This is a genomic window from Aeromonas diversa CDC 2478-85 (genome assembly GCF_000819805.1).
In the GTDB taxonomy this organism is placed as follows: Bacteria; Pseudomonadota; Gammaproteobacteria; order Enterobacterales; family Aeromonadaceae; genus Aeromonas; species Aeromonas diversa.
This window is the reverse complement of record NZ_CDCE01000034.1, coordinates 102,153-129,020: the sequence shown is the minus strand read 5'-3', so window position 1 is coordinate 129,020 and position 26,868 is coordinate 102,153. Positions and strand designations below refer to the sequence as shown.

The 26,868-nt window shown below is 64.2% G+C and carries 26 protein-coding genes; 12 read left to right on the top strand and 14 right to left on the bottom strand.

The genetic code is table 11. The annotated features are described in order from the left end of the window. Window positions 1-66: 66 nt before the first annotated feature. The gene (locus BN1121_RS14895) at window positions 67-1,428 is read left to right on the top strand and encodes a GumC family protein (protein ID WP_005362350.1); all 1,362 of its coding nucleotides are present in this window, start codon (window positions 67-69) and stop codon (window positions 1,426-1,428) included. A 45-nt stretch (window positions 1,429-1,473) separates the two neighbouring features. Here BN1121_RS14895 and BN1121_RS14890 read toward each other — a convergent pair whose 3' ends face one another. Continuing rightward, complete coding sequence (locus BN1121_RS14890; protein WP_005362351.1) at window positions 1,474-2,301, bottom strand: DUF1194 domain-containing protein; 828 nt, start codon at window positions 2,299-2,301, stop codon at window positions 1,474-1,476. A 102-nt stretch (window positions 2,302-2,403) separates the two neighbouring features. Between BN1121_RS14890 and BN1121_RS14885 the strand changes: the two genes are divergently transcribed. After that, entirely contained in the window at window positions 2,404-3,177 is a 774-nt protein-coding gene (locus BN1121_RS14885; protein ID WP_005362352.1) for an archaeosortase/exosortase family protein, read from the top strand. Beyond that, window positions 3,174-3,641, top strand: a complete 468-nt coding sequence (locus BN1121_RS14880) for a hypothetical protein (RefSeq protein ID WP_005362353.1) — start codon at window positions 3,174-3,176, stop codon at window positions 3,639-3,641. The genes BN1121_RS14885 and BN1121_RS14880 overlap by 4 nt, the downstream gene beginning before the upstream one ends. Here BN1121_RS14880 and BN1121_RS14875 read toward each other — a convergent pair. Genes BN1121_RS14875 through BN1121_RS14860 form a run of 4 tightly spaced genes read right to left on the bottom strand, consistent with a single transcriptional unit; the run spans window position 3,610 to window position 8,273 of the window. Continuing rightward, entirely contained in the window at window positions 3,610-4,005 is a 396-nt protein-coding gene (locus BN1121_RS14875) for a hypothetical protein (protein ID WP_005362354.1), read from the bottom strand. The genes BN1121_RS14880 and BN1121_RS14875 overlap by 32 nt on opposite strands. A 34-nt stretch (window positions 4,006-4,039) precedes the next feature. Beyond that, window positions 4,040-6,385, bottom strand: coding sequence for a hypothetical protein (locus BN1121_RS14870; RefSeq protein ID WP_231553042.1), 2,346 nt, complete (start codon window positions 6,383-6,385; stop codon window positions 4,040-4,042). Continuing rightward, window positions 6,361-7,521 carry a glycosyltransferase gene (locus BN1121_RS14865; protein WP_043598017.1) on the bottom strand — a complete coding sequence of 387 codons (1,161 nt, stop codon included), beginning with the start codon at window positions 7,519-7,521 and terminating at the stop codon, window positions 6,361-6,363. Before BN1121_RS14865 ends, BN1121_RS14870 begins: the two co-directional genes overlap by 25 nt. Further along, entirely contained in the window at window positions 7,518-8,273 is a 756-nt protein-coding gene (locus BN1121_RS14860) for an acyltransferase (protein ID WP_005359526.1), read from the bottom strand. The genes BN1121_RS14865 and BN1121_RS14860 overlap by 4 nt, the downstream gene beginning before the upstream one ends. Window positions 8,274-8,509: 236 nt before the next feature. On the opposite strand from BN1121_RS14860, the gene BN1121_RS14855 reads away from it, so the two are divergent. From BN1121_RS14855 to BN1121_RS14840, 4 genes are read left to right on the top strand one after another with little or no spacing between them, the layout of a single operon-like run. Next, window positions 8,510-9,841: a lipopolysaccharide biosynthesis protein gene (locus tag BN1121_RS14855; RefSeq protein WP_005359528.1), complete on the top strand. Its 1,332-nt coding sequence runs from the start codon at window positions 8,510-8,512 to the stop codon at window positions 9,839-9,841. Next, on the top strand, window positions 9,829-11,181 hold the full coding sequence (locus BN1121_RS14850) for an O-antigen ligase family protein (protein WP_005359531.1): 1,353 nt from the start codon (window positions 9,829-9,831) through the stop codon (window positions 11,179-11,181). The genes BN1121_RS14855 and BN1121_RS14850 overlap by 13 nt, the downstream gene beginning before the upstream one ends. After that, the gene (locus BN1121_RS14845; RefSeq protein ID WP_005359535.1) at window positions 11,174-12,358 is read left to right on the top strand and encodes a glycosyltransferase family 4 protein; all 1,185 of its coding nucleotides are present in this window, start codon (window positions 11,174-11,176) and stop codon (window positions 12,356-12,358) included. The genes BN1121_RS14850 and BN1121_RS14845 overlap by 8 nt, the downstream gene beginning before the upstream one ends. 3 nt (window positions 12,359-12,361) lie before the next feature. Continuing rightward, window positions 12,362-13,417 carry a glycosyltransferase family 4 protein gene (locus BN1121_RS14840; RefSeq protein WP_005359540.1) on the top strand — a complete coding sequence of 352 codons (1,056 nt, stop codon included), beginning with the start codon at window positions 12,362-12,364 and terminating at the stop codon, window positions 13,415-13,417. A gap of 88 nt (window positions 13,418-13,505) precedes the next feature. Here the strand turns inward: BN1121_RS14840 and BN1121_RS14835 are convergent, their stop codons facing one another. Continuing rightward, window positions 13,506-14,492, bottom strand: coding sequence for a glycosyltransferase family 4 protein (locus tag BN1121_RS14835; protein WP_005359541.1), 987 nt, complete (start codon window positions 14,490-14,492; stop codon window positions 13,506-13,508). A gap of 130 nt (window positions 14,493-14,622) precedes the next feature. Here BN1121_RS14835 and BN1121_RS14830 point away from each other — a divergent pair, with 130 nt between their 5' ends. Together BN1121_RS14830 and BN1121_RS14825 are read left to right on the top strand one after the other, a co-directional pair. After that, the gene (locus BN1121_RS14830) at window positions 14,623-14,904 is read left to right on the top strand and encodes a YebG family protein (RefSeq protein ID WP_043158093.1); all 282 of its coding nucleotides are present in this window, start codon (window positions 14,623-14,625) and stop codon (window positions 14,902-14,904) included. Window positions 14,905-15,076: 172 nt separating this feature from the next. After that, window positions 15,077-16,360, top strand: coding sequence for a tyrosine-type recombinase/integrase (locus tag BN1121_RS14825; RefSeq protein WP_005359543.1), 1,284 nt, complete (start codon window positions 15,077-15,079; stop codon window positions 16,358-16,360). A 108-nt stretch (window positions 16,361-16,468) separates the two neighbouring features. Here the strand turns inward: BN1121_RS14825 and BN1121_RS19820 are convergent, their stop codons facing one another. Beyond that, entirely contained in the window at window positions 16,469-16,642 is a 174-nt protein-coding gene (locus BN1121_RS19820; protein WP_156139404.1) for a hypothetical protein, read from the bottom strand. Between the two features lie 548 nt (window positions 16,643-17,190). On the opposite strand from BN1121_RS19820, the gene BN1121_RS19520 reads away from it, so the two are divergent. Then, window positions 17,191-17,403 carry a YodC family protein gene (locus BN1121_RS19520; protein ID WP_043158095.1) on the top strand — a complete coding sequence of 71 codons (213 nt, stop codon included), beginning with the start codon at window positions 17,191-17,193 and terminating at the stop codon, window positions 17,401-17,403. Between the two features lie 34 nt (window positions 17,404-17,437). Here BN1121_RS19520 and BN1121_RS14810 read toward each other — a convergent pair whose 3' ends face one another. Next, on the bottom strand, window positions 17,438-17,674 hold the full coding sequence (locus BN1121_RS14810; protein WP_005359547.1) for a hypothetical protein: 237 nt from the start codon (window positions 17,672-17,674) through the stop codon (window positions 17,438-17,440). A 139-nt stretch (window positions 17,675-17,813) separates the two neighbouring features. On the opposite strand from BN1121_RS14810, the gene BN1121_RS14805 reads away from it, so the two are divergent. Further along, window positions 17,814-19,790: a Lon protease family protein gene (locus BN1121_RS14805; RefSeq protein WP_005359548.1), complete on the top strand. Its 1,977-nt coding sequence runs from the start codon at window positions 17,814-17,816 to the stop codon at window positions 19,788-19,790. A gap of 91 nt (window positions 19,791-19,881) precedes the next feature. Continuing rightward, complete coding sequence (fabA, locus tag BN1121_RS14800; RefSeq protein WP_043158103.1) at window positions 19,882-20,424, top strand: 3-hydroxyacyl-[acyl-carrier-protein] dehydratase FabA; 543 nt, start codon at window positions 19,882-19,884, stop codon at window positions 20,422-20,424. A 59-nt stretch (window positions 20,425-20,483) separates the two neighbouring features. Here the strand turns inward: fabA and rmf are convergent, their stop codons facing one another. From rmf to pyrD, 6 genes are all read right to left on the bottom strand, one after another. Then, window positions 20,484-20,669, bottom strand: a complete 186-nt coding sequence (gene rmf / locus BN1121_RS14795; protein ID WP_407921524.1) for a ribosome modulation factor — start codon at window positions 20,667-20,669, stop codon at window positions 20,484-20,486. A gap of 157 nt (window positions 20,670-20,826) precedes the next feature. After that, on the bottom strand, window positions 20,827-22,737 hold the full coding sequence (gene uup, locus BN1121_RS14790) for an ATP-binding cassette ATPase Uup (RefSeq protein ID WP_005359560.1): 1,911 nt from the start codon (window positions 22,735-22,737) through the stop codon (window positions 20,827-20,829). Window positions 22,738-22,746: 9 nt separating this feature from the next. After that, window positions 22,747-22,977, bottom strand: coding sequence for a glutaredoxin family protein (locus BN1121_RS14785; RefSeq protein WP_005359562.1), 231 nt, complete (start codon window positions 22,975-22,977; stop codon window positions 22,747-22,749). Further along, window positions 22,971-25,121 (bottom strand): bifunctional 23S rRNA (guanine(2069)-N(7))-methyltransferase RlmK/23S rRNA (guanine(2445)-N(2))-methyltransferase RlmL, encoded by a 2,151-nt coding sequence (gene rlmKL, locus BN1121_RS14780; RefSeq protein WP_005359573.1) that lies wholly within the window; start codon window positions 25,119-25,121, stop codon window positions 22,971-22,973. The genes BN1121_RS14785 and rlmKL overlap by 7 nt, the downstream gene beginning before the upstream one ends. Window positions 25,122-25,223: 102 nt before the next feature. After that, window positions 25,224-25,757 (bottom strand): cell division protein ZapC, encoded by a 534-nt coding sequence (locus tag BN1121_RS14775; protein WP_005358212.1) that lies wholly within the window; start codon window positions 25,755-25,757, stop codon window positions 25,224-25,226. 85 nt (window positions 25,758-25,842) lie between these two features. Continuing rightward, window positions 25,843-26,853, bottom strand: coding sequence for a quinone-dependent dihydroorotate dehydrogenase (gene pyrD / locus BN1121_RS14770; RefSeq protein ID WP_005358210.1), 1,011 nt, complete (start codon window positions 26,851-26,853; stop codon window positions 25,843-25,845). Window positions 26,854-26,868: the final 15 nt, after the last annotated feature.

The window sequence follows — 26,868 nt, the reverse complement described above, 5'->3', positions numbered from 1 at the left end:
ATGCCAGCTTGTTCGGCCTCAATCTTGCTTGCACCGGACATGGTCGATAGCAGAGGAGGACAGAACATGGGTCAGGGCTGGAGCCAGCGTCTCTATCTATTGCTCTGCGCCGCCTGGCGGCAGCGTTGGCGGATCCTCATTCCTGTGCTCATCTTCCCCTGGGTGGGGCTCGCCGTCGGCTTCTTCTCTCCCAAGGTGTACGAGAGCCGCACCACCTTTCTGCTGCCCCAGGAGCTCTCCCAGGTGCCGAGCCTGCGCGATCTGATGCTGAGCGACTCGAGCCTCAAGGATCGCTTTCAGGTGCTCGAGGCCCTGCTGCGCAGCCGCTTCGTGATGGATGGGGTGGCGAAAGAGAGCGGCCTTATCAGCGACGAGACGCCGCCCAAGACCCGTGATGCCATCGTCGAGGGGCTCTCGGCCTCCGTCTCGCTCTCCCTCATCGGCAATGAGGTACTCGCGCTCACGGTCAAGTCAGACTCCCCCCAGAAGAGCGCCGATCTGCTCGAGGCCATCTCCCGGCGCTTTCTCTACAACATCATCAGCCGCGACAAGCAGTCGGCCGAGACCTCAGAGCGCTTCTTGCAGAGTCAGCTCAGCGAGCGCAGCAGCGCCCTGCAAGAGGCCGAGCAGGCGCTGGCCGGCTATCGCGCCGAGCACTCGGCCTCGCTGCCCGAGCAGCAATCCCTCAACGCGGCGCGCCGCTACGACTTGCAGAGTCGTCGCAGCGAGAAGGCGACGGCCCTCGAGGTGGCCCGTGAGGCCTTGGCCCAGACCGCCAACAGCCGCAGCGATGCCATGCGCCTGCTCGACGAGAACATCGCCAAGCTGGAGAGCGAGCTGATGCTGCTGCGCAGCCGCTACACCGAGCAACACAGCGAAGTGCAGGCCATGAACTACCGGCTCGGGCGCCTCAAGGCCGAGCGGCAGAAGACCCCCGAGCCCGGTACCCTGCAAGAGAGCGAGAGCTGGCGGCAGGCCAAGGCCCGTGTCGATGCCCTGACTCAGGAGCTGGCCGGCATCGATCAGCAGAGCGCCGCCCTCGACAGCGCCATCACTCAGGAGGGGGAGGTCGCCCAGGCCATTGCCAGGATGGAGCGCGACGTCGCCGTGCGCCGCGAGCTCTATCAGGATCTCTCCATCCGCCTCGAGAAGAGCCGTCTCTCGGGAGCGCTGGGGGGCTTTGAGCAGGGGGACAGGGTCAAGGTGATCGACCGCCCCTATGCGGGGGGCTCGCCGGTCAACAAACCCCTCTGGCTCTTCCTGCTGGCCGGCATCATAGGGGGCATCGGCATCGGCCTCTCCTTGGCCATCGCCGGCGAGTTGCTCGACACCAGCCTGCGCCGCACGGATCAGCTGGCCCGTCTGACCGGGGTGCCCGTGCTCGGCCGCATTCCCGCCATCACGCCGGAGCGCTGGATTGAGGGCTAACGGCGATGCGGTCAAACGAAGAGGGGGGCAATGCCCCCCTCGCTATCAGACGGCCCACCCCGTCGTCATGACCGGCGTGAAGCTCGCTCGCCAACGCCAGGCCAGCAGCAGGGGCAGCCCCAGCAACAGCTGGGCGGGGAGGGGGAGCTCTTCGATGGGCGCCGCCAGGGCTCCCTCCGGAATGATCCCCCCCTGGATCTCGGCCGAGAGCTTGCGCTCCAGCGCCGTCCCAAAGTCGGCGAAGGTGGTGGCATTCATGACGAAGGCATCCTGCCCTCCCGCTATGTTATCCAGATACCACTGCTGCAGCTCACCCGCGGCATAATCCTGCCCGATGGCGATGCCATTGATGGTGTCGATCCCGGAGGCCAGCAACTGATCCCTGACCGTCGCCGTTTCCAGCCCCGCATTGGCCATGCCATCCCCCGACACGTCCATCACCTGGCGGGCCGAGGTGAAGTCGTTGCTATCGAACTGGAGGCCGCCAAAGGCCATGGCCGAACCCGGCGCCGTCATCCCCGAGTAGGGGCGCACCAGGGCATCCAGGGTGGCGGCGAACTCGTTGATGGAGGTCATGTCATAGAGGTGGAACCAGTCGGTCATCACCGACTGCTGGGTCGCCCCGCTCCACATGATGAGCTGAACGGCGATGGAGCCGGTCTTGCCGTCACCGGTATCGAGGATGGCGTTTTGTACCTCGCTGCTGTAGAAGGCATCCACATATCCCTGTAGCTGCAAGTTGAACTCACTGGCCGAGACACTGCCCGAGACATCCATCAAGAGCTGCAACTCGGTGTCCACATAGGTCAGGGCCTGCGCGTACAGCGGGGTGAGCAACACCCCGCACAGCAGGCCGACTCGTTTATAGCGCATATCACCTCCTCCTTGGTCATGATTGGCCTGGAGGCAATGGATAAATCGTGCCAGCGGCGTGCTTCTTGCTTTCTCTGCACCAATCTCCCCGAGGAGCAAGCTATGGCCGAGCGTGTCGCTCTCCCCAGCTGGCGCTGGGCCCCCTGGTGGCTGCTGCTTGGCCTCATCGCCCAGTGGCTCAGCGCCTGGTTCAACTATCACAACGTCAGCCTGCTGGTTGTGCTGCTGCTGGCCATGTGGTTTGCAATTGCATTGCAAAGTGCACCCCAGCTTTGCGTTTCGCCCGGGATCATCGCCCTGGTGGCGCCGCTGCTGCTGATCCCGAGCGCCACCTTGCGCGCCATCGCCACCTTGCTGATGCTGGCCAGCCTCTTTCCACGCGCGAAGCGGAGGGAGCGCGCCATGCTCGCCATCGCCCTGGCCTTCACCCTGGCTGTGCTTTGGGGGCACCAGCTGTTTGGGCTGCTCTCCGGTTGGTTGCTCACCCTGGATGCGAGGGGCGTGGCGCTGTGGCTGGATCTGCTGGGTGTGGCCCCCCAGATAGAGGGCAACCGGGTGGCGCGGGCCGGGGGCCACACGCTCGTGGTGCTCAAGGGGTGCTCCTCCTTTGCCCAGCTCTATCTGGTGGTGATCGCCTGGCTGGTCGCCCGCCTCTGGTTTGACAACCGAACCCCACGGGCCGAGCTCGGCCGGCTGCTGCTCTGCCTGCTCATCTATTTGGGGGCCAATCAAGTTCGCTTGCTGCTGATGAGCCTGGATCTGGGCTGGTACCGCCTGCTGCACACTGGCGGCCTGGCCCAGCTCTATCAGTGGTCGGTGATGATGGGGATCCTGCTGCTGCTGTTTCTGCCGCCCGGGCGCAGGGGGCGGCCATGAGCGCGGGCCGCGTCCTGGCGGGTTATCTGCTGCTGGGGGGGCTGCTTGCAGGGCAGGGGGCCACCCTCTGGTGGCGCCATCAGCGCCCGGCACCCGAGCCGCCCCATCGCCTCATCATGGTCGAGCTGGCTGCGCTGGGATGGATGCCCTATCAGGCCGAGCCGCTTCTGGGTGGCAGCTATGCCCGCTGGATCTTTCGGCACCCCGGCTGCGCTCATCCGCTGAGCGTGCTCCCCATCGAGGCGGATCGGGAGGCGATGGGGCTGGCACTGGGCCAGGCTGGCGATTGGCAGGGAGTGCGCTTCGCCGGCCAGCAGCGCGAGGGGCTGCCCCTGGTCACCTATCGGCTGCGCCAGGGTTGGCGCGGATGGTGGGGGCTGCCACGGGAGCCACTCTATCGGATCAGTCTGGCACCCGGCTGTCTTGCGCTGCTCAAGGACGGGACACCACCCGCAGGGCATTGACCGGCAACGCCGGATCGTAACGCAGCTCCAGCGTCACGGCGCGGGGCGCCAGCAGCCTGGCCAACTGGCTCAGCCGATTGCTGGCGAGCCGGGCATCGGCCAGGGAATCCCCCTGATCCGCCGGTCCCGCGCTCAGGGTCAGCGTCGCCGGGTCCCGCTCGGCGATATAGCGGTGCAGGGTCTGCTCCTGCTCGGGGTTGAGGACCAGCGCGCTCTCCCGATACTCCAGGGTGAGCGGGGCCGACTCCTGCTGTTGGCCGCGCAGCTGTTGGATCATCTGCAAGGTGGCGGCCGGATCGGTCTGGGGCTTGGTGCTGCAACCGGCCAGCAGGCAGGCGGTCAGCACGGCGAGGGCGCGTGTCATAGGGGTCTCCGGCGCAGTGTCTCTCCCGATTCAATCACCGAACCGGCGCTGAATGCAACCTTGCTGCCAGCCGGATGATGGCGAGGCGATCGCGATCCCACTGCTGCTCGGGGCGAGCGGCGGCCTCGACCCAGCGGCTCGGGGTGCGCTGCCAGAGCTGCGCCAGCAGGGCCGCCGCCTCGCTCTCATGCTGGGCGGCCTGGGCCAGCCAGCGCAGCCAGCGGCCATCTTCGATCCCCTGTTGCAGCCGCAGGAGATCGAGCCCGATCTCGCGCCGCTGGCACGACTGCGCCCCCAGCAGCAGGAAGTCCTGCTCGCGCCCGTCGGTGGGATCGAAGGGGCGGGCGGTGGGCATGCGCCCGTGCCACTGGATCATCCCCTCGGCCCCGCTGCGCCACAAATAGAAGCCGGCGGCCGCACGCGGGGTGCCCAGGTTGTAGAGCCACACCCGCTTGCCCATCCCCTGCAGCCGCTCGACCTGCTCCCGATCGGCGCCGAATCCGGCGTTGATCAGCGCCAGATCCACCTGGGCGAGCAGGGGGGCCTGACTGGGATGGTTCAAATGCGCCGCCAGGCGAACCCCGGGAATGGCGCGATGCAGCAACGCGGCCTCGGCCAGCAAGGCGGTCAGGGTTTCGGGCCTCGGCTCATCGGCCAGGCTCCAGTAGAGGGGGGGCAGCCCCAGTTCGCGCCAGCGCCGCTCACTCGCCGCGACCGCCTCGATGGCGACAGCGGCCCCCTGCGCCCACCAGCGTTTGAGGGGGGTATAGGCGAGCAGGGGCCAGCTCATGCCGTGCCCGGCCAGCCCCTGCCCGACGCGCCCCAAGGCGGCCGGGTCCTGCGCCAGAGGTGGGGAGAGCGGCGCCACACCGAGCGCCTCGAGGCGCTCGAGATCGCACGCCAACGCGGCCTCTTGATCGCCGCCAAACCAGGAGAGCGCGGGGGCGAGCTCGAGATAGATCCCCGCCGGCCGCTCCGGCTCGGGCAGGGTCATCGGCAGCACCCGGATCCGCAGCGGACGCACCACCAACTCCCCCTTGCTCAGCAGTTGCACGGCGCCCTCATAGAGGCCGGGAGGGGCATCGGCAGGCACCTGGATCGTCAGATGCAAGCGGCGGGGTAAGCCGGGTGGCAGGGTGACGGCGGCAAGCCCCTCCTGCAGCTGATCATCGCTCAGGCGCAGCAGGCTGGAGGCGGCCGCCTCCCGCAGCCAGCGCCAGAGGCCGAGATAGGGCACCATCCTCAGGGTGTGTCCCTGCTGCTCGGGGGGGGTGATCAACAGGGTGGGGGACTCGTCGCCGGCTGGCGACATCATGGCGTAGCTCAGCAGCAGGCGCGATCCTGCCGCGGCGATTGCCTCCGGCTCGCTGGCCTGCCCCTGCGGGATCAGACGCAGGGCCGGGCTGCTCACCGGCTCGGGCCACTGCACCTGCCAGCGCTCGAGAAAGAGCTGGCGACGCTTGCGTTCCACCCGCTCTTCGTCGGCGGGGCCGTTGAGCGGGCGCAGCAACAGGCCGGCGAGGAAGCGGGCATCCGGGCTATGGCCCAGCGGGCGGATCACCAGGGCTCCCCCTGGGTGCACCAGGGTCAGGCTCACTCGCCCTCCCTGGCGCGCCCCGAGCTGGCGCCAGGGATCGGCGGGCCAGATCTCCTCGCGCCCCGCCAGATAATGCTCTTCTTGCCAGCGCTGGGCATCGAGCCGCTGCTCCCAGAGCCGCTCGCCGTTGACGTCGACAGCCCGCTCCAGCGGGTGCGGCAAGAGCTCCCACTCCCCGGGCTCCTCGAGCCAGAGGGTGAGACGATAGGTGCCGGGCGGCGCCTCCAGGGTGACGCGCTCCACGCCGCGCAGGCCATCGCGTACTAGGGCATCCCCGGCGGGGCGCAGCACCGGGGTGAGCTTTCCCTTGATGCGCGGATCGCCAGGCGTCAGGGGGGCAAAACCCGCCATCAGGGGGCTGTCCGTCCCCCCCAGATCCAGGGCCTGGGTGGTGGGGGCAAGGCGAAGACCCGGCTCGAGGCGCCAACTGTGCACCAGCAGGGGCGGATCGTCGTCGGCCATGAAGAGGGTGATCCGCTTGAGCTGGCCGAGCGCCAGCGCCCTCGGCTCCTGGGTACGCCACTCGCTTAAGGGGAAGCGCAGCAAGAAGTGGCCGGGGGGAAGACGCCGCTCCAGATTGACCCGGGTGCGGTAGTTGACCGAGCGCGCGTCGTCGACCTGAAGGATCAGGGTCACCAAGCGTTCGGCGCGGCTCTCTCCCTCGATCACCAGCTCGTGCTGTTCGTCGAAGGGGGCGTCGAGGGTCTGCGGATCCAGGCGCTGCGGGGTGGCCGTCCCGGTTAAGGGCAGCAGCAGACTCAGCCCAAGGAGTGCAGCCAGCACCTGAGTGTCTCCCCTCGTTGCCCCCAACACTCGCCACTCACCTGCTGGCGTCGCAGCTGACGCCCGGGATGCTGGGTCAAGGCCGACCAGGTCTCGCGCTCGAGCCAGGGCCCCTTGGGGGCATCCAGGGCCGCCCGGGTGATCGCCTCGGCCAGTCCCTCTGCCGTGCGCTCGGCCACCACCACCCGCTCCCGATAACCGTCGAGAGCGGGAAAATCGGTGCTCACGACCGGCTTGCCTGCGGCCAAATACTCGCGCAGCTTCAATGGATTACAGGCGCGGATCTGCGGCGTGTCGCGAAACGGGAGCAGGCTCACCTGCCAATGGTGCAGATAGGCCGGCAGTTGGGCATGGGGGCGCGGCCCGAGCAGGTGAACATTGGCGATGCCGCGCAGCGCACCGAGATCGCACTGATGCGGGCCGATGAGCACCAGATCCCAGTGGGGCAGGGCGCGGGCCGTCTCGGCCAGCAGGGGCACATCGATCCAGCTCGAGAGACTGCCGTAGAAGCCGGCGATGGGACGGCCACGGGGCAAGTCGGCCGGTCTCTGCCCCCCCGCCGAGAAGCGATCCAGATCCACCCCATGGGGCAGCAACCGGGTCTTGTGGGCCGGAAAGCGCGCCGCCAGGGCGGGGCTGGCCGCGATGATGAGGTGGGCGCGCGCCACCAACTCCTGCTCGCACTCCCGGGCCATCGCATGATCGACCCCCGCCAGGGCGCCGAAATCATCGCCGCAGTAATAGATGAGGGCCCGCTCCGCAAGATGCCCTGCCAGGGCGATCCCGCTCGGTAGAGAGAGCCAGAGCAGGGGGTCCTCGAGCCAGGGGGCACGCCGCCGGATCTGGCTGGCGAGCCAGGGGCCGTTGATGCGCCGCGCCCACGCCTGATCGTGCCAGGGCAGCGCCAGGGGGGCCAACACCTCGAGCCCCTCCGGGATTGCCTGCGGCGCAGAGCGCGTGCTGGCTGCCCCGAGCTTGCGCCCGATCCGGCCGAGATCGCGCCAACCGGGGGCACGCAGGCCGATGGAGTTGACCCAGAGCACCCGATAATCGGGTAGCAGACGGCGGATAAGATGCTGGGTGCTGGAGGGGTGAGCCCCCCAATCCTCCCCGAGGACCACCAGTTGACGACTCATGCCGGCTCCTCCTCTGAGATGGCCGCCACTGCGGGCGCATCCTCTCTGCCCAGGCTGCGGATCACGCGAGCCGGATTACCGGCTGCCACTACGTTGGGGGGCAGATCCCGGGTCACCACGCTGCCTGCCGCCACCACGGTGCCGCGTCCTATCCGTACGCCGGCCATCACCATGACGCCGGTGGCCAACCAGACGTGATCCTCGAGGATGATGTCCCCCACCTGACTCTCACGATCGGGCTCCCCCCTGGCCCTGGCCTCGGCCTCGAGGGGGTGGCCGGGGTAGCCGGCGAGAAAGGCGCGCCCGGCGATGCGAACGTGATCCCCCAGCACCACCCTGCACCCGACGGCGATGGTGGTCTGCCAGCCAATCCCCACGTTGTTGCCTATCTCCAGGGTGGGGCGCGAGGGCCCACTGGTGCGACCGCTGAGGGTGGTGGCCGCGCTGAGGCGGCAGTCACTCCCGACCCGGATGGTAAGGGGGCCCGTCACCAGCGGCATGCCGCCATAGAGATAGAGGCGTGGGGCGCTCGCCTCCAGACGCGATTGGAAGAGGGGCGTCCAGTAGAGGGCGCGCAGCAGGTTGCTACCAAGCCCGGTGAGGAGCAGATGCAGTCGTAACAAGGCGGCATGCAGGGGCGGGATCACCGGCACCTGGGCACAGCGCATCCCCTTGGCCAGTCGCCATAGTGTGCGCGCCAGCGGGCTCTCGCCGCGCTTGATCCACTGTTTTAGTCGCTGTGCAGCTTGCATAGAGGCTCCTTCGGCTGATCAGAGATCTGTAGGGGGCTTAGCAGGGTTCGGGCCAACCCGACAGGGAGCGTGACGGCGCGCGTCTGCGCTCGCCTGAGCGCAATTTGCGATGCGAACTCGGCCGCTCGCCTGTGCATTTTGCTCATCCATGGCCGGAAACCCCCGTCACAGCAGGCTGCCAGCCGCGTGGCCCACTCCTTGCACCTGCCGGTGAAACCAACCAGGGGGACTCGCGCATGCTCTCTATCGCTCTGTCGACGCGCTGGCACGCACTCAAGCCACAGCTCACCGTCATGGGCTACTACGGCGTCGGACTGCTGCTGATGCGCGGCGTCTCGCTGCTGCTGCTGCCGCTGCTGACCCACGCGCTCACCCCCGACGAGTATGGCGAGCTCGAGCTGCTGCTCTCTGTCATCAACCTGGGGTCTCTCTTGCTGGGATTCGGGCTGGTCGAGGCCCTCTATCGCTTTGCCGGCGTGGTGGCACAGAGCGAGCGACGCGCCGTGGTGGCGCGCGCCATGGGGCTGGCCTGGCTCATCGCCCTGGCCGCCCTGCCGCTGTGCTGGCTGGCAGCCCCTCTGGTGCAGGGATGGCTGCCCTTGGCCACGCCGCTCTCACACCTGCGCTGGGTGCTGGTCGCGCTCCCCTTCGAGGCGGTGATCGCCATCCCGCTGGCCTGGCTGCGGATGCGCGATCAGGCCCGTCTCTTCTTTCTGGCCACGGTGGGCAAGACCCTGCTGCAGACGGCCATGACCCTGGGCGGCCTGGCCCTGGGCTGGGGCGTCGGCGGGGTATTGGCCTCCGGCACCCTCAGTTGCCTGTTGCTGGCCCTCTGGCTGACCCGCTGGCAGTGGCGCGACAGCGGCATCGCCTGGCCCGGTGCCATGTGCTGGCGCCTGCTCGGCTATGGCGGCCCCGTGCTGGTGAGCGGTTTGGCCGGCTTCGCCCTGAGCGGCGTGGATCGCTTCTGGCTGGCCGACGTCGCCGGCAGCAGCGAGCTGGCTCAGTATGCGGTGGCCAGCAAGCTGGCCCTGGCGGTCGGGATCTTGCTGCAACCCTTCGGGCTCTGGTGGTACCCGAGACGCTTCCAGCTGCTGGGCGAGGCCAACGGCCGGGAGGATAACGCCCGCATCAGCGTGCTCGGGGCGACCATGGGGTTTCTTATCGCCGGCCTGGTCGGCGTGAGCGCCCCCTGGCTCATCACCTGGCTCACCCCGCCGAGTTACCACGGCGCCAGCCAGTGGATCCCGCCGCTGGTGCTGGCCATGGCCGTGCGCAACGTCTCGGATCTGCTCAACCTGGGCTGTTTCTTCGGGGAGCGCAGCCACAGCCAGATGGCGATCAATCTGGGCACCAGCCTGGCGGGTCTGCTGCTCTTCAGCCTGCTGATCCCCGCGTACGGGGTGGCCGGAGTGGTGTGGAGCCTGCTGCTGGTGTACGGGGGGAGGGCGGTCGCCTTCTATCTGGTGAGCCAGCGCCTGCTCTGGCTCCCATATCGCCTCTCGCCGCTGCTCGCCAGCGCCTTGCTCAGTCTGGTATTGGTCGGAGCCGGGCAATGGCACGCCTGAGCCCCTTGTGGCTGCCCCTCTTGTGCGTGGCGATCGCCTCGCTGCTGTGGTGGAAGCTGCCGCACCCCTTGCTGCTGCCCGCCCTGGGGCTGGCGTTGCCGGCCCTGCTGGTCGCCCTGCGCAGCCCCATGTGGATGGTGCTCGGCTTCATCGTCTTCTCCTTCTTTCGCCTGCACGAGGTCTTTCCCTTCCTCTACAACCTGCGGATCCCCCAGTTGCTCGCCATGGCGGCCATCGCCGCCCTGCTCTGGCATATCCTCTGGACCGGGCAACTCACCCCCTGGTGGTCACCCCAGCTCACCTGGCTCACCCTCTTCTTCGTGCACGTCACCGTCGGTGCCCTGCTGGCCGCCAACCGGGGCGAGGCCATGGCCAACTGGAGCGGCAGCTATGTGAAGATCTATCTGATGACCCTGGCCTGCGCCTGGCTGCTGCGCACGCCGCGCGAGTTTAGCCGGGTGGTGCGAGTCATCTCCCTCGCGGCAGCCCTGGTCGCCGTGGTGGCCCTCTACAACAAGAGCGCCGGGATCGGCCTGGTCGAGGGGACTCGGGTCACCATAGGGCGGGAGCTCGGCTCCGTGTTGGGGGACCCGAACGATCTCTCCCTGGTGCTGCTGTTCGGGGCCGGTTTCTCCCTGAGCCTGCTCTTGGCAGGCCCGGCGGGCAAGGGATGGCATGGGATCGGCGGCCTCTGCTTTGTGCTGGTGAGCGCCGCCATCATCGCCACCCAGAGCCGGGGCGGCCTGCTGGGCCTGTGCGCCGTCAGCGCCCTGTTTGCGTGGCACCGGGTGCGCTCCAAGGCGCTGCTCATCACGCTGGGTGTGGTGGCCCTGATGGTGCTCTTCGTGCTGGCCGGGATCAGCGGACGCGCCTCGGGGGGGGCCGCCGAGAGTGGCGTCGATGCCTCGGCCATGGGCCGCCTCTACGCCTGGCAGGCGGCCTGGGGCATGGCGCTCGATCACCCGTTTCGTGGCGTGGGTCTGAGTAACTTCTATTACAACTACTTCTTCTACAGCCCCCACTGGGACGGGCTCAACCATGCGGTCCACTCCACCTGGTTCGGGGTGCTGGCCGAGACCGGATTTGTCGGCCTCAGCCTCTTCGTTGTCATGCTGGTGTCGACCCTCAAGGGGGCGTGGCACGCACGGCAAGCGGCCCAGGGCGCAGACCCTTCCATCCAACAGGCCCTCGAGGGCGTGACCGCCTCCCTGTGCGGTTTCATCATCTCCGGCTCGTTCCTGACCCAGGGCTTCACTTGGCCCGTCTACATCGAGCTCTCCATTACGGTGGCGCTGCTGCGTTACCTTCAACACCATGAGAAGGAGCAACCCCATGGCTGAGACCCTGCTACTGGTCCACTATGGTGACGACTGGATCCGCGGCAGCGAGCGCTGCCTGCTCGACCTGCTGACCCACATGGATCGCCAACGCTACCGCCCCCTGCTCTGGACCAACTCGCCCGCCTTGCTGCGTGAGGCTGAGGCACTGGGGGTGACAGGAGAGCTCGACGACTTTCCCCTGCTGCTCGGCTGGCGCGCCCCCCGTTTCGATCTCGCCGGCTACGCCCGTCTGCGGCGCAAGGCGCGCCACTTGATAGCAACCCACGGGGTGAGCCTGATCCACGTCAACAGCGCCGCCCCCTGTCAGTGGTTGGTGCCGGTGGCGCGCTCTGTGTCGCTGCCGCTCTTGTGTCATCTGCACGCCCGCTATCTGCCGCGCGATCGCTACAGCCTGAGAGTGCACGGCGCAGATCGCCTCATCGGGGTGAGCAGCGTCGTCCTCGAGGCCTGGTCGCGCGACGGCGTGGCTCCGGCGCAACTGGGCTGCATTCCCAATGCCGTGGATCTGCCGCGCCTGATGCAGGGCTCGCCCATCCCGCTGCGCCAATGGCTCGAGATCGCCCCCGACACCCTGCTGATGGCAGCGGTGGGCTCGCTCATCGCGCGCAAGGGCATCGACCGGCTGTTCGAGGCGATGAGCCTGGCCAGGGAGGCGGGGGCAAATCTGCATCTGGCCCTGCTCGGCAGCGGACCGGACGAGGCGAGCCTGAAGGCGCTCGCCGAGGAGCGGGGGCTGGCCTCCTGCGTGTCTTGGTTGGGAGAGCAGCCCGAGGTGGGCCGCTGGCTGCGCGGCGGGGTCGATCTGGTGGTGTCGGGAGCCAGGGAGGAGGTATTCGGCCTCACCCTGGCCGAGGCGGCGGCGTTGGGACTGCCGACCCTGGCCTTTCGGGTCGGTGGCATCCCCGAGGTGATCCACCACGACCGCACCGGCCTGCTCTGCCCGGACGCAGACACGGCCGCCATGGCCGGGGCCATGTTGCATCTGACCGACTCGACCGTGCGTCAGCGCCTCGGGGAGGAGGGCAGAGCCCATGCCCTGCGCCACTTCACAATGGCCCGCTATGTGGGCGCCATGGAGCGCGAGTGGCAGGCTCTGTTAAAGACCCGGCCGGAGTCTCACCCCGGCACCCCAGGGCTGTGGCGCTGGCTGGGCCGCTGCATCGGGCAGGGGGGCTGAGCCATGGCACTGCTGATCGTCGATCCCATCGCGTTTCGTGGCGGCTCCAAGGTGGCCACCGAGACCCTGCTCTCCCTGCTACCGGCCGAGGGCGCCCGGGTGCTGACCCGGGACTCCGACTCCTGGCGCGCCCAGACCTGCCGCCGGCTCTGGTTGCCCACCTGGTTACAGGGGTGCGAACAGGGATGGCGCTATCTGCTCAAACAGGGGGTGATCCTGCTGCAGATCCTGTGGCAGGCCAGAGGCGGGGTGACTGCCTTGGTCGGCGCCTCGGGCCCCGGCGTCGATCTGGCGGTCCATTGGGCCGCCCGGCTCTTGGGTCGGCCTGCGGTGCAGTTTGTCCATGGCCCTGTTGGTAGCTCGGGCGTCGCCCGCCGAGCGCTGGCGCGGGTCGACCGGCTCTTCTATCTCGAGAGCGCCCGGCCCAGCCTCGAGCGCCTGCTCGGTCGGCCGCTACCGGCGCACTGGCATCCGTTTCAAAATGGCCTCAGCCAGCGGCAGTGGCCCAGCCCCTCGAGCGGGCAGGGGATGCTCTGGGCCGCCTCGCTGCTGCGCTGGAAAGGGCTGGATCTGATGCTCGATGCCCACCGCCAGCTGCGCGATCCCCTGCCTTTGCATGTCTGCTACCTCACCCCCAAGGAGACGGGCCAACCGGTGAGTACCATTGACCCGACCCGACCCGGTATTCACTGGTATTGCGCCCCGCGGGACCTGGATATCATTCGTGCCCACTGCTCTGTGTTTATCTCGACCAGTCAGCGTGAGCCCTTCGGCCTCTCGCTGCTCGAGGCCATGGCCGCCGGCCTGTGCGTGGTGCTGCCTCGCGATGGGGCCTATTGGGATCGCGAGCTGGAGGAGGGGGTGCACTGCATCAAATACGAGGCCGACTCGCCCGACGATCTTGCCCGCGTCATCGCGGCCCTCTCGGCCGACCCGCAGCAGGCTCGCCTCATCGGGGAGAGGGCGGCACGCCTGGCCAGGGAGCGCTATCGGGCCGAGCAGACCTGGCAGGCCCCCTGCCGTTATCTGCTCCGCTTGATGGAGAGGGGGCTCGCCTGACCGGAAGGGTTATCGAAGGGACAAACGGGGGCACTTGCCCCCGTCTTGGTTTCGCTGGCGGATACGCCAGCCACAGGCGTCAGCGGGCCTACTCGAGATAAACCGAGAGGATCTCCCCCATGCGGCTCTCGATGCTGTAACCCGCCACCACGGTATGGCGCGCCCGGTTTCCCATGAGCAGTCGCGTGGCCTCGTCCAGGCCAAGCCAGTGGTTCAACTGCGCCGCCATGGCCTTGAGATCGCCCGGGGGGAGCAGCCAGCCATTGCGCGTATGATCGATGAGAGAAGGGAGGCCACCCACCGCGAAGCTGCAAAGCGGGATGCCATGGGCCATCGCCTCGAGCGCCGCCAGGGGCAACCCCTCGTAGGCCGAGGTGATGCAGAGCAGATCGATCGCTTGCCAGTGCGTCGACATCTCGCAAAAACCGTGAAACTGGACCCTGTCTGCGTATTGGCGCCTGAGCTCCCCCATCAGGGGCCCGTCACCGTAGAGGTGAAACTCCCCCTGTGGGCAGAGGGCGGCCAGTCGGCAGAAGAGGGCAGGGGATTTCTCCTCGCTCAGGCGACCCACGAAGGCGATGCGCCTTCCCAAGAGCGAGGCCCGCTGGTTGGGTAGTGGCACGAAGTTGGGGATGAGGCGGGCCTGCCCTTTGAGTTTTGCGGCTATCTCGCCGCTCACCGCGATGCATTTTGCAAGGGGAGCGGTCCAGCGATCCAGCCTGCTGTAGAAGGCGAGGCGCCCCTGACCGTCATCACCGCTGTGAAAGGTCGAGACCACGGGCACGCCGCAAAGCGCTCCAAGCAGACGCCCCAGGATCCCCGCCTTGTAGCCGTGGGTATGCAGCAGATCGACACGGCCTGAGCAGAGCAGTGGCAGCAGCCGCCGCCAGTGGGCCAGCACTCGAAACGGCAGACGCTGCTGCTCGAGTCGCCGCCGAAAGGGGCTATGACCATGGTCACCGAGCAGCACGATTTCTGCCTCGAGCCCGTGGCTTATCAGGGCTCGGGTCAGATGACAAACATGGGTCTCGATCCCCCCGACACCACTCGCATCGATCAACTGCCAGACTCGCATAGCGCCTCACTCTCACCGGTTTATCCAGATTGAGCAGAAAACAGGCCAAGTTGGTCGTCGACACGGGAGTGATTGATATACTGTATATCCATACATATACTTATCCTGTTCCCACCCTCAGGAGTCCATCATGGCAGTTGCGATTCAATACGTTGTCGTGCGTGCAGGAGTAGAAAAAATGACCTTTACCAGCAAGAAGGAGGCCGATGCCTACGACAAGCTGCTCGATCTGAGCGACGAGCTGACCGTCTTGCTCGAGCAGGCGCCGGTCGAGCTTGCCGAAATCGACCGCGAGCGGCTTGCCTTCTACCTGGCCAGCCAGCGTGAGGCCCTTGCCGCCCTGCTGCGCGGTGGCAAGGGGGCGCCCGGTGAGGAGAAAGGCAGCAAGAAACCGCTCAAGCAGGTGGCTTGAGCCTGAATTATTCACATATTTGGATATTCAGTCATATCACCCCGATATATACCCGAGAATTTTGAGACAAAAGTGAATGTGGCGTGAATAACACCACACCAACGACGGGGGCTCAGCCCCCATGACCCGCAGTCATGTCGCCGCCGCGGCATGGGGCCAGAGAGAGCCATTCATGAACCCCATCCTTCCCCCCGCCATGCCCCTGTTTGACACCCTTGCCCATCTGGAAGAGGGCAATGCCCAGGTCAATCAATACCTGGCCAGCCTGAGCCTGACCGCCATTCCGGATGCCGGGCTCGTCTATGAGTTGGCCGTGGACTGGCTGCTCGAGCAGCGCCACAGCGAGAATAACTACAAGACCTATCGCAGCGAGCTGACCACCTTCTTGCACTGGTGCTTTGAGCACGTCTGCATCAGCCCAAAGGATCTCACCCGACGCGTTATGATGCGCTATCTGGAGTTCTGTCAGGCGCCGCCACAGGATCTCATCGGTTACTTCAACGTGGCCCAGTTTGTTCAGGACAAGGAGTGGGGTGAGCGGCTCGCCAACCCGGCCTGGCGCCCCTTCCTCGGCAAGAAGGAGGATGGCCTGCCCCAGCCTTATCGCCTGAGCGAACCCGCCATGCGCACCAAGCTCGCCATCCTCTCGGCCTTCTTTCAGTTTCTGATCCAGGAGGAGTACATGGAGAGAAATCCGGCACTGCTGCTGCAACGTAACAAACGGCCGGTGGAGGGGAGTGAGGAGAGTGTGCAGGCCTTCAGCGAGTTGCAGTGGTCCTATGTAATGCAGGCGGCCGAGGAGCTGGCCCATGCCCAGCCCGAGCAGCATGAACGCACCCTGTTTCTCATCCGCCTAATGTATGCCTGTTACCTGCGGATCTCTGAAGTCGCCGCCAGGCCCGGCTTTAGCCCTGTGATGAGTCAGTTTCGCCGTGACAACAAGACGGGCGTCTGGGGCTATCACATTCCCAGCAGCAAGGGAGGAAAGCGGCGCACCGTGGCGGTCTCGGCGGCGTTGCTGCAAGGGCTCGAGCGCTATCGTGGCTTTCTTGGCTTCTCACCCTTGCCCACGCCGGGGGAGAGCACGCCTCTGTTTGTGCGCCACAAGGCGGCAGGACACGGGCGCGAGCGGGGAGAGCTCAACGCCAACTTGGGGATCCGCCAGCTCAGAGATCTGATTGGCAACGTCATCGCAGCCGGAGCCGATCTGGCCGAGCGGGCCGGGCACTGGCAGGATGCGGCCGAGATGCGAACCCTGACGGTACATGCCATTCGTCACACCGGCATCACTCACGACATCAACCTCAATGGTCGCCCGCTCTCCCATGTGCAGGCAGATGCCGGCCACGACAGCATCGAGACCACCTCGCGGTATCTGCATACCAGCCACACCGAGCGCCACGAAAGCGCACGCAGCAAGCCCCTCGATCACCTGGGGCCACTGCGTGAGAGATAACAAGGCGAGCGATAAAGGTCGCAGAGGGGATGAGTTAGTGATTTTCCGCCGTGGTCGCAGCCTTCTTTCGGAAGAAAGAAGGGCAGCGCCACAGCGCAAAAGGGTGCGTCAGGACTCTTCGCTGTAGTCGGTGATACGCTGGGCCGCCTCGAAGATCAGGGCGGCCATATGGGGGGGGAGGTTGGCACTGAGCGCCTGCAGCTGACGGATCAGCTCCTTGTCGCTCATGGCCCAGGGATGATTGGGGGGAAGGCCGGTCACGGCCTGGGTGTGCATCAGCATAGCGAGACTCCGCAAAAAACGCAGGGATGGTACTAAAGGCGAGGGCAGGGTGCCACTGTCATCAACAACAGGGCTGAGGCAGGTGAATGGATGGCTCAGCGCTTGGACAAATCGAGACGCCATAGGCGTATTGTCCCCGCAAATGGGGGTCGAGACTTGGGATGACGACGGCGAGCAGGAGAGGGCATCTCTGGATTGTCTGCTCGAGTAGGTGCATGTGGCGGGAGAGGGGGCTTTGCCGGATCAACCTGCCAGGCTGGCCGACCTCTATGTGGTCAGGCGGCAGGGAGATCGGATGGCGGGGTTGGCCGACTTGGGCGATGACCTGCTCAAGATCGCAGACCAAGAAACTAAGGAGGGCGTTTCACCTTCGACCGATTTACTGCGGGAATTGTATCGCCGTAGATAAACACATGGCGCCGTTATCTCTCACGACAGATGCCGATAAATAGGGTTATCGGCATTTTCATGACATTGGCCACTTGAATCCTTAAGTTCCAACCACCATCTTAACTTTGTCTATTAATCCAGCATGGGGAAGCGCTGAAATGGCATTTAAAGTCGGTGATGTGGTCTATCTGAATAGTGGTAGCCCGTACATGACGGTGACGTACATTAATACTCGGGATGACGATGTAAACTGTAAGTGGTTCTTCAATGGCCAGCCGTGCCATGGTAGCTACCCGACAGCAGCATTAACGTTAAAGCCTGCCGATTCTGAGGAGCAGCTTGAAGCTGGATCGGTTAAGCTATGGGATTGATTTAAAATAAGATTTCTTTCCCGCTATCTGGACCTCAATCCATTTCACTAGGTGACGTGGCATTGGGGTCACACTGTGCCAACAGTTCTTCCAGTGTATAGCTCGGCTGGCCACGCAGTTTGGCGCGAGCACGCTCCACATCATCAAACGCCGCAGTCAGCAGCGCCGGATCACCATCTTCCAGAGCGGCTTGCAGATAGGCAACCATCTCGGCTTCGCTGGTCAGGCTGTCGGCCACATCAAAACGGCTCCAGGACGCTTTCGGCTTCATTCCTTATCCTCCGCATCAGTCACTTCGCATAATATATATTATGTTAAATGCGATATCTCAAATCTCGGTAAACTGCTTTTCTAAAGATCGAACCGTGTATAATGTCAGCATTGTTACGCCCCCAGATGGACAATCATAAGTGGCTGAATTATCACCAGAAGAGCTTAAGCCTGATTTCGACAGTGCCGCGTTTCGCCCTCTTTCAGAACTCGAGCCGCTCACTTTTGCCGACCTGCAACCACGCGCCATCTCCGGCATCCACCGCCTGGCCAACTTCTCTGGCGATTCGCCTGTGATGCTGCTCAACGGCTTTCCCGGCGTGGATTATGAGGCGGTATGCAACCAGCTGATCGACAGCGTCAGCGGCCAGGATTCGGATCTCTTCGATCTCTGCTTTACCGAAAACCTCAACAACCCTTTCAAACCCATCTGGCTGCAGCTGCAACCGGGTACGGGTTACGAATTCTGTGAGATGGTGGCCGAGCTGCTCAAGCTGGCCAACCACCATCTGGATGCGGAGCGTCTGGTGACCCGCATCATGCGAAAGCAGAACGATGACCCCAAGATCGACGATTTTCTCTCGGATCTGACGGCTCACGTGGCTCTTGGGCTGGAATTTCAACATCCGATCCTCATCAATCTGCTGATCCATCACGAGCAGAAAGAGGCCCCCGTCATCTATGGGCGTGACCTCAACTGGGACACCCTGTTTGGCTCCATCAACTACCAGACGGAGCAAGGCTCGGTCTACGCCAACCATCACCTGCTCGAGCCGGGTCTGGTGCGCGAGGCCAACGGCGGCTACTTGCTCCTCCCCCTCGACGAGCTGCTGGCCCAGCCTCACCTCTGGTTCAAGCTCAAGAATGCCATGCAAAAGGGAATGCTGGACTGGAACGCCTTCCAGGAAGGCAAGACCCTTACTCCCTTCTTCTCCCCCGAGCCTACGCCGGTCAGACTCAAGCTCATACTGGTTGGCGATCGCCTCGACGTGGCCGAGTTCCAGCAGCTCGACAGGGACATGAGCGAGCGCATCTTCCTGCGCGCCGAGCTGGTCTCCGAAGTGAGCGTAGAGCTGCAGCTCGAGGAGTTCACCCGCTATCTGGCCGGGCTGATGCAACAGTGGCAACTGCTCGACTTTACGCCGGATGCAGTAGCGGCCCTCTGCCGTCATGCCTCGCGCCTGTGCGATCATCAGGAGTGGCTCTCCCTGGCCGATGTACAGATCAGTGCCCTGATGCGGCTGGCCGATGGCGTGGCCCGCGACGCAGGCGCCCCGCAGATCACCGGAGAGCATATTCGCGAGGCCCTGGGCGAGCAGGATTTTCGCCTGAACTACCTGGTGGAGCAGTCGGATCTCGGGGTCATCGACGGCCAGATCCTGCTACAGACCGACGGCGAAGAGATTGGTCAGATCAACGGCCTTTCGGTGATCCAGGTGGCCGGTCATCCCTACGACTTCGGCGAGCCGGTGCGCCTGACCGCCACCGTGCACATGGGTGACGGTGACGTGGCCGACATCGAGCGCAAGGCCGAGCTGGCCGGTCACATCCATGCCAAGGCGATGATGATCATCCACGGTTACCTCTCCAATAAGTTTGGTGCCGAGAACCCCTCGCCCCTCTCCGCCAATCTGGTGTTCGAGCAGTCGTATCACGAGATAGACGGTGACAGCGCCTCACTCACCGGTCTGTGCGCCCTGCTCTCTGCCCTCGCCCGCCAGCCCATCTATCAGCACTTCGCCGTGACCGGCGCGGTCGATCAATTCGGCAACGTGCAGCCGGTGGGCGGAGTGAACGAGAAGATTGAAGGCTTCTTCCGCGTCTGCCAGATCCACGGACTGACCGGCAAGCAGGGGATCATTTTGCCTGCCACCAACAATCTGCAGCTCAACCTCTCTGATGAGGTGATTGAGGCGGTAGAGACCGGCCAGTTCCATATCCACCCGGTCAGCCACGTGGAAGAGGCGATCGAGCTTCTGACCGGCTGCGTCGCCGGCGAGCCGGATAAGGACGACACCCTGTTTGGGCGCATTCAGGCTCGTCTCGACGAGCTGAACGGTACCCTGCCCCGGCAAGGATTGCTGCGGAGCCTGCTGGGCCGTCTATTCGGGTTGTGAGGCAGTGATCGGAGTTGTTTAGCGAACAGGTGTACGCTAAATTGGCCTCGCACTCAACGCCAACGAGAAGGATTGACCCGTGATCGAAGAAATGACTGCTCCCCGCCTCTCCCTTTGCGAACAGGGCAAAGAGAGCTTTACCCGTGAAGAGCTGCTGGCCTGCAGCCGTGGTGAGCTGTTTGGTGAGGGTAACAGCCAGCTCCCCGCCCCCAACATGCTGATGATGGATCGCATCGTGACCATCACCGACAAGGGGGGGGAACACGGCAAGGGAGAGATCCTGGCCGAGCTGGATATCACCCCTGATCTCTGGTTCTTCGATTGCCACTTCCCGGGGGATCCCGTCATGCCGGGCTGCCTGGGTCTGGATGCCATGTGGCAGCTGGTTGGCTTCTTCCTCGGTTGGAAGGGTGGTCCCGGCAAGGGCCGCGCCCTGGGCGTGGGTGAGGTGAAGTTCACCGGCCAGATCCTGCCCACCGCCAAGAAGGTCAGTTACAAGATCACCATGAAGCGGGTCATCAACCGCAAGCTGGTGATGGGGATCGCCGACGGCGTGGTCGAGGTGGACGGTCGTCCCATCTACAGTGCCACCGATCTGAAGGTGGGCCTGTTCCAGGACACCAGCAGCTTCTGATTGTGAAGCGTTACAATGACTAAGGGGCCCTGCGGGCCCCTCGTCGTTTTATCCTGTCGTTACTTCATGTTCATGAAGAGGCCTGAACCCCGTCCTTCCATGGCATCTCGCCACCCCCCCAGCCAATGGCTTCGGGCATCAAGGCACTGATAGGGACACGCCTCCTTATTCTTGCCGACAACGCCAGCCTGATAACCACGAGCATGTGCTCTTTCCAGACGGTCCCGTTTCTGTCTCTTCATCATTCTTGACCCTCTTTGCGTGGAAAAAAGTCGACCAATTTTGCACCGGTCGACTTTCATCATTATCCCAATCACGAGGGTGGGTCAAACCCAAATTTTCATCATCTCGCCACAATGTGACACAAGCGTTTGAAGTGGGTGAAGTTTCGATGACAGGTTATCAGTCGCCGTTTTTTATACCCTCTAACTCTTCCCAGCGCAGGAAGGCCTCCTCGAGACCGTTCTCGGCGGCGGCCAGGGCTTCGAGCCTGGGTTGGGTCTGTTCGCTCGGCAGAGAGAAGAAGCCCGGGGCATTGATTTCGGCCTGCAGGGTGGCGATCTCGGCCTCCAGCGCCTCGAGACGGGCCGGCAGGGCTTCGAGCTCGAGTTGCAACTTGTAGGAGAGCTTCTTGCTCTTCTTGGCCTCGGGCACTGGGGCTGGCGTCGCCACCGGTGTCGGCGCGCTCTTTTGCGCCGGTGCGGTCAGGCTGGCCTGTTGGCTACGGGTATGCATCATGTCGGCGTAACCGCCCACGTAGTCGCTGATCCGCCCGTCCCCTTCGAAGAACCAGCAGCCGGTCACGGTATTGTCGATAAAACGGCGATCGTGACTCACCAGCAGCAGGGTGCCGGGGTAGTCCGCCAGCAGCTCTTCGAGCAGTTCGAGGGTTTCGACATCGAGATCGTTGGTGGGTTCATCGAGGATCAGCAGGTTGCTTGGTTTGAGGAACAACTTGGCCAGCAACAGCCGGTTCTTCTCGCCGCCCGACAGGGCCCGCACCGGGGTGCGCGCCCGCTTGGGCTCAAACAGGAAGTCCTGCAAGTAGCCGAGGATGTGGCGGGTTCGCCCCCCGACGGTCACCTCCTGCTTGCCTTCCCCCACGTTCTCCATCACGGTCTGCTCGGGGTTGAGCTGCTCGCGGTACTGATCGAAGTAGGCCACCTCGAGGTTGGTGCCGCGGCGCACCGTGCCGTTATCGGGCTCGAGATCCCCGAGCAGCAGCTTGATGAGGGTCGACTTGCCGCAGCCGTTGGGGCCGACCAGGGCAATCTTGTCGCCGCGCTGCACCAACAGCTCCAGATCGGTGAACAGGGTCTTGTCGTCAAACGAGAGGTGCACGCCCTGGGTTTCAAACACCAGCTTGCCGGAGCGGTTCCCCTCCTCCATCTTGAGGCGGGCCTTGCCTTGCAGCTCGCGGCGCTCGCGCCGCTCCATGCGCATCGCCTTGAGGGCACGCACGCGCCCCTCGTTACGGGTGCGGCGGGCCTTGATCCCCTGGCGTACCCAGACTTCTTCCTGGGCCAGCTTGCGATCGAATTCGGCGTTTTGCAGCTCCTCGACCCGCAGCGCCTCCTCCTTGCCGGTGAGGTACTGATCGTAATCCCCGGGCCAGGAGGTGATTTTGCCGCGGTCGAGATCGATGATGCGGGTCGACAGACGGTGGATAAACTCCCGGTCGTGGGAGATGAAGACGATGGCGCCGCGAAAATCTTTCAGGAAGTTCTCGAGCCACTGAATGGCGTCGATATCCAGGTGGTTGGTCGGCTCATCGAGCAGCAGGATGTCGGGATCGCCGGCCAGGGCGCGGGCCAGGGCCACCTTGCGCAGCCAACCGCCGGAGAGGCTGGAGAGCCTCGCCTCCGGGTCGAGCCCGAGCAGTTGCAGCACCTGGTTGATGCGGGTCTCAAACTGCCAGCCCTGGCAGTGATCGAGCTGCTCTTGCAGCCGGCTCATGGTGCGGATGTGCTGATCGCTCGGATCCTTGGCCACCAGGAGCGAGGCCTGGTGGTAGGCCTTGAGCAATTCACCGACCTCGGACAGACCCTCGGCGGCGTAGTCAAACACGCTGTGCTCGCTCGAGGCGGGTGGGTCCTGCTCGAGGCGGGCAATTTTCAAATCCTGCTGGATAATGAGGCGACCGTCGTCCAGGTTCATCTCGCCGGCCAGGATCTTCATCAGGGTGGACTTGCCTGCCCCGTTGCGCCCGACCAGACAGAGGCGCTCGCCACGCTCGATCTGCAGATCGGCCTGATCGAGCAGGGGCGCATCACTAAACGAAAGGCAGGCGCCGTGCAGGGTCAACAGAGCCATCGTGATTCCTTAAGGGTGTATAGCGGTGAAGCGGCGCAGTGCCGCCAGATCGAACGGCCAGCCGAGCTCGCACCCGGCTTCGTCGCGCAGCACAGGGATGCGCACCCGGTAGGCGTCAAGCCAGGCCGGGTCGTCGAGAATGTCGCAGCGCCGGGTGATGCTGGTGAGCCCTGCCGTCTCCAGCAGGGCCCAGGCCTCCTCACAGAGGTGGCAACCGTCGGTGTGAAACAGGGTCAGCATGCGCCCTTCGCGTGGTGGATCAGCCAGCAGTTGTGGATCTGCGGGTTACGCTCGAAGTCTTTGGGCAGGGTCTGCTTGCTGATGTTTTGCACCTCGAGGCCCAGATCGGCGACGCCCTCCATGTCCATCTTGAAGTGGCGCTTGTTGTTGGAGAAGACCAGGGTCCCTTCCGGCGCCAGCAGGCGCTTGAGGTGGCCGAGCAGGATCAGATGATCGCGCTGCACGTCGAAGGTCGACTCCATCCGCTTGGAGTTGGAGAAGGTGGGCGGGTCGATGAAGATGAGATCGTACTGCCCCTGTGCCTCGCTCAGCCACTGCAGGCAATCTTCCTGCACAAACTGGTGCTGACGACCGGTCAGGCCGTTCAGACGCATGTTGTCCTGGGCCCAGTTCAGGTAGGTGCGCGACATGTCGACCGTGGTGGTCTCGCGGGCACCGCCCAGCGCCGCGTGCACGGTGGCGCTGCCGGTGTAGGCAAAGAGGTTGAGGAAACGGGTTCCCTTGGCCATCTCGCCGAGCTTGCGGCGGGTGGTGCGGTGATCGAGGAAGAGCCCGGTATCGAGGTAGTCGTGCAGGTTGACCCAAAGCTTGGCACCGTACTCGCTCACCTCGAAGCGCTGCTTCTCTTCGGCCAGCTTCTGGTACTGCTGCTTGCCTTCCTGACGCTCGCGCACCTTGAGCACCACCTTCTCCCCATCCACACCGGTAACGGCGATGGCGGCCTGCACCATATCGAGCAGGCGCTGGCGGGTCTTCTGGGCCGGGATGTCCTTGGGCGCGGCATACTCCTGCACGACCAGCCAGTCGCGGTAGCGATCGATGGCGGCGTTGTATTCGGGCAAGTCCGCATCATAGAGGCGATAGCACTCGATCCCCTCCTTCTGGGCCCACTTCTCGAGCCCCTTGAGGTTCTTCTTCAGGCGGTTGACGAAATCTTCCGCCACCTGCTTGCTCGAGGCGACCGAGTCGAGGGCGATCTGGTAGTTGCGCAGCTGGCACTCGATGCCGCCGTTAAACAGGCGGTACTGCTTGTCGGCACGCAGGCGCAGGCAGCTCAGCAGCTCCGGCGAGGCCGAGAGGATGGAGACCTTCCAGCCCTGGAACTCGCGGCGCAGGGCATCGCCAAGCGCCTGGTGCACCTCGATGAGGGCCGGGAACTCGCCCAGACGCTCGCCGTAGGGCGGGTTACAGATGAGCATGCCCACCTCGTCGGTCCCCTTGAGGGGATTGGAGAGGTTGACGGCGTCGCCGGCGGCGAACTGGATCAGGTGCCCTACCCCGGCCGCCTTGGCGTTGGCACGGGCCTTGGCCAGCACCCGTTCATCGCTGTCGCGCCCCAGGATCTTGCCACCGACGCGGCCGAGGCCGCGCTTGGCACGCACCTGGGCTTCCATCATCAGACTCTGCCACAGCTCGGGATCGTGGCCGAGCCACTTCTCGAAGCCCCAGCGCGGGCGGTTGAGGCCCGGCGCCACGTCGGCGGCCATGAAGGCGGCCTCGATGAGCAGGGTGCCCGAGCCGCACATGGGATCGAGCAGGGCCTCACCGGCCCAGCCGCTACGCAGCAGCATGGCGGCGGCCAGGTTTTCCTTGAGCGGCGCCTCGCCGGTGCCCTGGCGGTAGGCGCGCTGGTGCAGCGCAGAGCCCGACAGATCCAGGGTGATGTTCACCTTACCCTTGCCGAGGTGGCCGAGGATGCGGATGTCCGGTTGTTTCTTGTCCACATCGGGACGGGCGCTGCTGCGCTTTTGGAAGCGGTCGACGATGGCATCCTTGACCTTGAGCGCGCCGTACTGGGTGTTACGAATGGTTGAGCTGGTACCGGTGAAGTCCACCGCGATCGACGAGGTGGCCGGGAAGTGTTGCTCCCACGGCAGGGTGTGGACGCCCAGGTAGAGATCGAGATCGTCCTTGACCGCGAATTCGGCCAGCACCAACACGATACGGGAGGCGAGACGGCTCCAGAGACAGGCCTTGTAGGCCTGCTCGAGCTCGCCCTTGAAGTGGACACCGGCGACGGTCTCGCGCACGTCGGTCGCGCCAAGACCAGTCAGCTCTTCGGCCAGCAGGCCTTCCAGCCCCTTGGGGCAGGTTGCAAAAAATTGTTTCATCACGCTCACGGGGATGCCATAAAAGGGCAGCATTATACCCTATTGCCTTCTCTACACACAGACTATGCGAGCGTCGAGGGCAATTAAGGGTGGCTTGGGGTGACCACTGTGGTGTGGCCGAATGGAGTAGCGGGATTAACCCGCCTGCAGATAGCTCTGCGGTTGCCGATGACGACGACGCATCCGGTTGTTCATCACCTTGATGACCCCAAAGTGGGGCAGCGACTTGCTGGTCGTCAGTACCAGATCATCGCTCAGACAGAGACAGACGCTCGCCTGCTCGCCGGCCTCGATGACGAGAAACTCGCCGCTGGCGTGCGCAGTGACCATCTCGACCAGCTCGCCCGCCTCCGGCATATACCCTGCCAGCTCAGAAAAAAACCAGCTTTGCGGCATCAAGGGCTTATAGAAGCGGGTCACGGCAATCGCGTTGAGGACGAGTTGCACCTGATGGGGGGCCGACCAGTTCAACTCCTGGGTACGCTCCATCAAGTGGTAATAGAGTGCCGCATCGTCGACACAGAAAGGGGCATGATTAAACGCGGCGGGGACCAGTTGCTTGCCACAATACTCGGTCGCAAACAACATTTGCTCGGATAAATCGAGCATCAGACGATCCGCCTGATGGTCATAATGCCAGTGCCAGTGATCGTTTGGTGCAATGATCATGGGCGCCCCTTAAACTCGAAAATTGACTCAATATCCATTTTATGCAGAGAGTCGTGATAATTTCAATTAGCGGGGCGCCCCTTGCTTAAATATTGGTCACAATATCTTTGATTAACTCGGGTCCCTTGTAAATAAACCCGCTGTATATTTGGACCAGACTGGCTCCTGCCGCCATTTTTTCGCGGGCCGCCATGGCACTGTCAATCCCACCGACCCCGATAATCGGCATGGCCCCTTTCAGATAACCGCTCAGTTGACGGATCACCTCGGTGCTGCGCGGCTGTAATGGACGGCCGGAAAGTCCCCCCGCCTCCTGGGCATGGGGCATGTCGTAAATCATGTCACGGGCCAGGGTCGTATTGGTCGCAATCACCCCGTCCAACTTGTGACGCATAAAACAGTCGGCCACTTGCTCAATTTCTGTATCGCTTAAATCCGGGGCAATCTTCACCGTGACGGGGACATACTTCTTGTAACGCTCGGCTAATTCTTGCTGACGATGTTTCAACGATCCCAGCAGATCGTCGAGGGCATCACCATATTGCAGTTGACGTAGTCCCGGTGTGTTGGGTGAGGAAATATTGACGGCAATATAACCGGCATGGTCATACACCTTATCCATGCAGATCAGGTAATCGTCCTTGCCATGCTCAAGGGGGGTATCCTTGTTCTTGCCGATGTTGATCCCGATGATCCCCTGATAGCGCGCCCGCTTCACGTTCTCGACCAGGTGATCCACGCCCTTGTTGTTAAAGCCCATGCGGTTGATGATCCCCTCCCCCGGAATCACCCGAAACAACCTCGGTTTGTCATTGCCGGACTGGGGGCGCGGTGTCACCGTGCCCACCTCAACAAAGCCAAACCCCATGGCGCCGAAAGCGTCGATGCACTCGCCATCCTTGTCCAGACCGGCGGCAAGCCCGACCGGATTGGCAAAATTAAGCCCCATGACAGTGACGGGGCGCGGTAACAGGGTCTGACGAAAGAGGCGATCCAGGGGGGTATTTTGAAGGCGGGAGAGCTGCTTGATGGAGAGTTCGTGGGCCACTTCGGGATCGAGTTTGAACAGGAAGTGCCTGGCGAGGGGATAGTACATCGTTGCTCCTTAAAA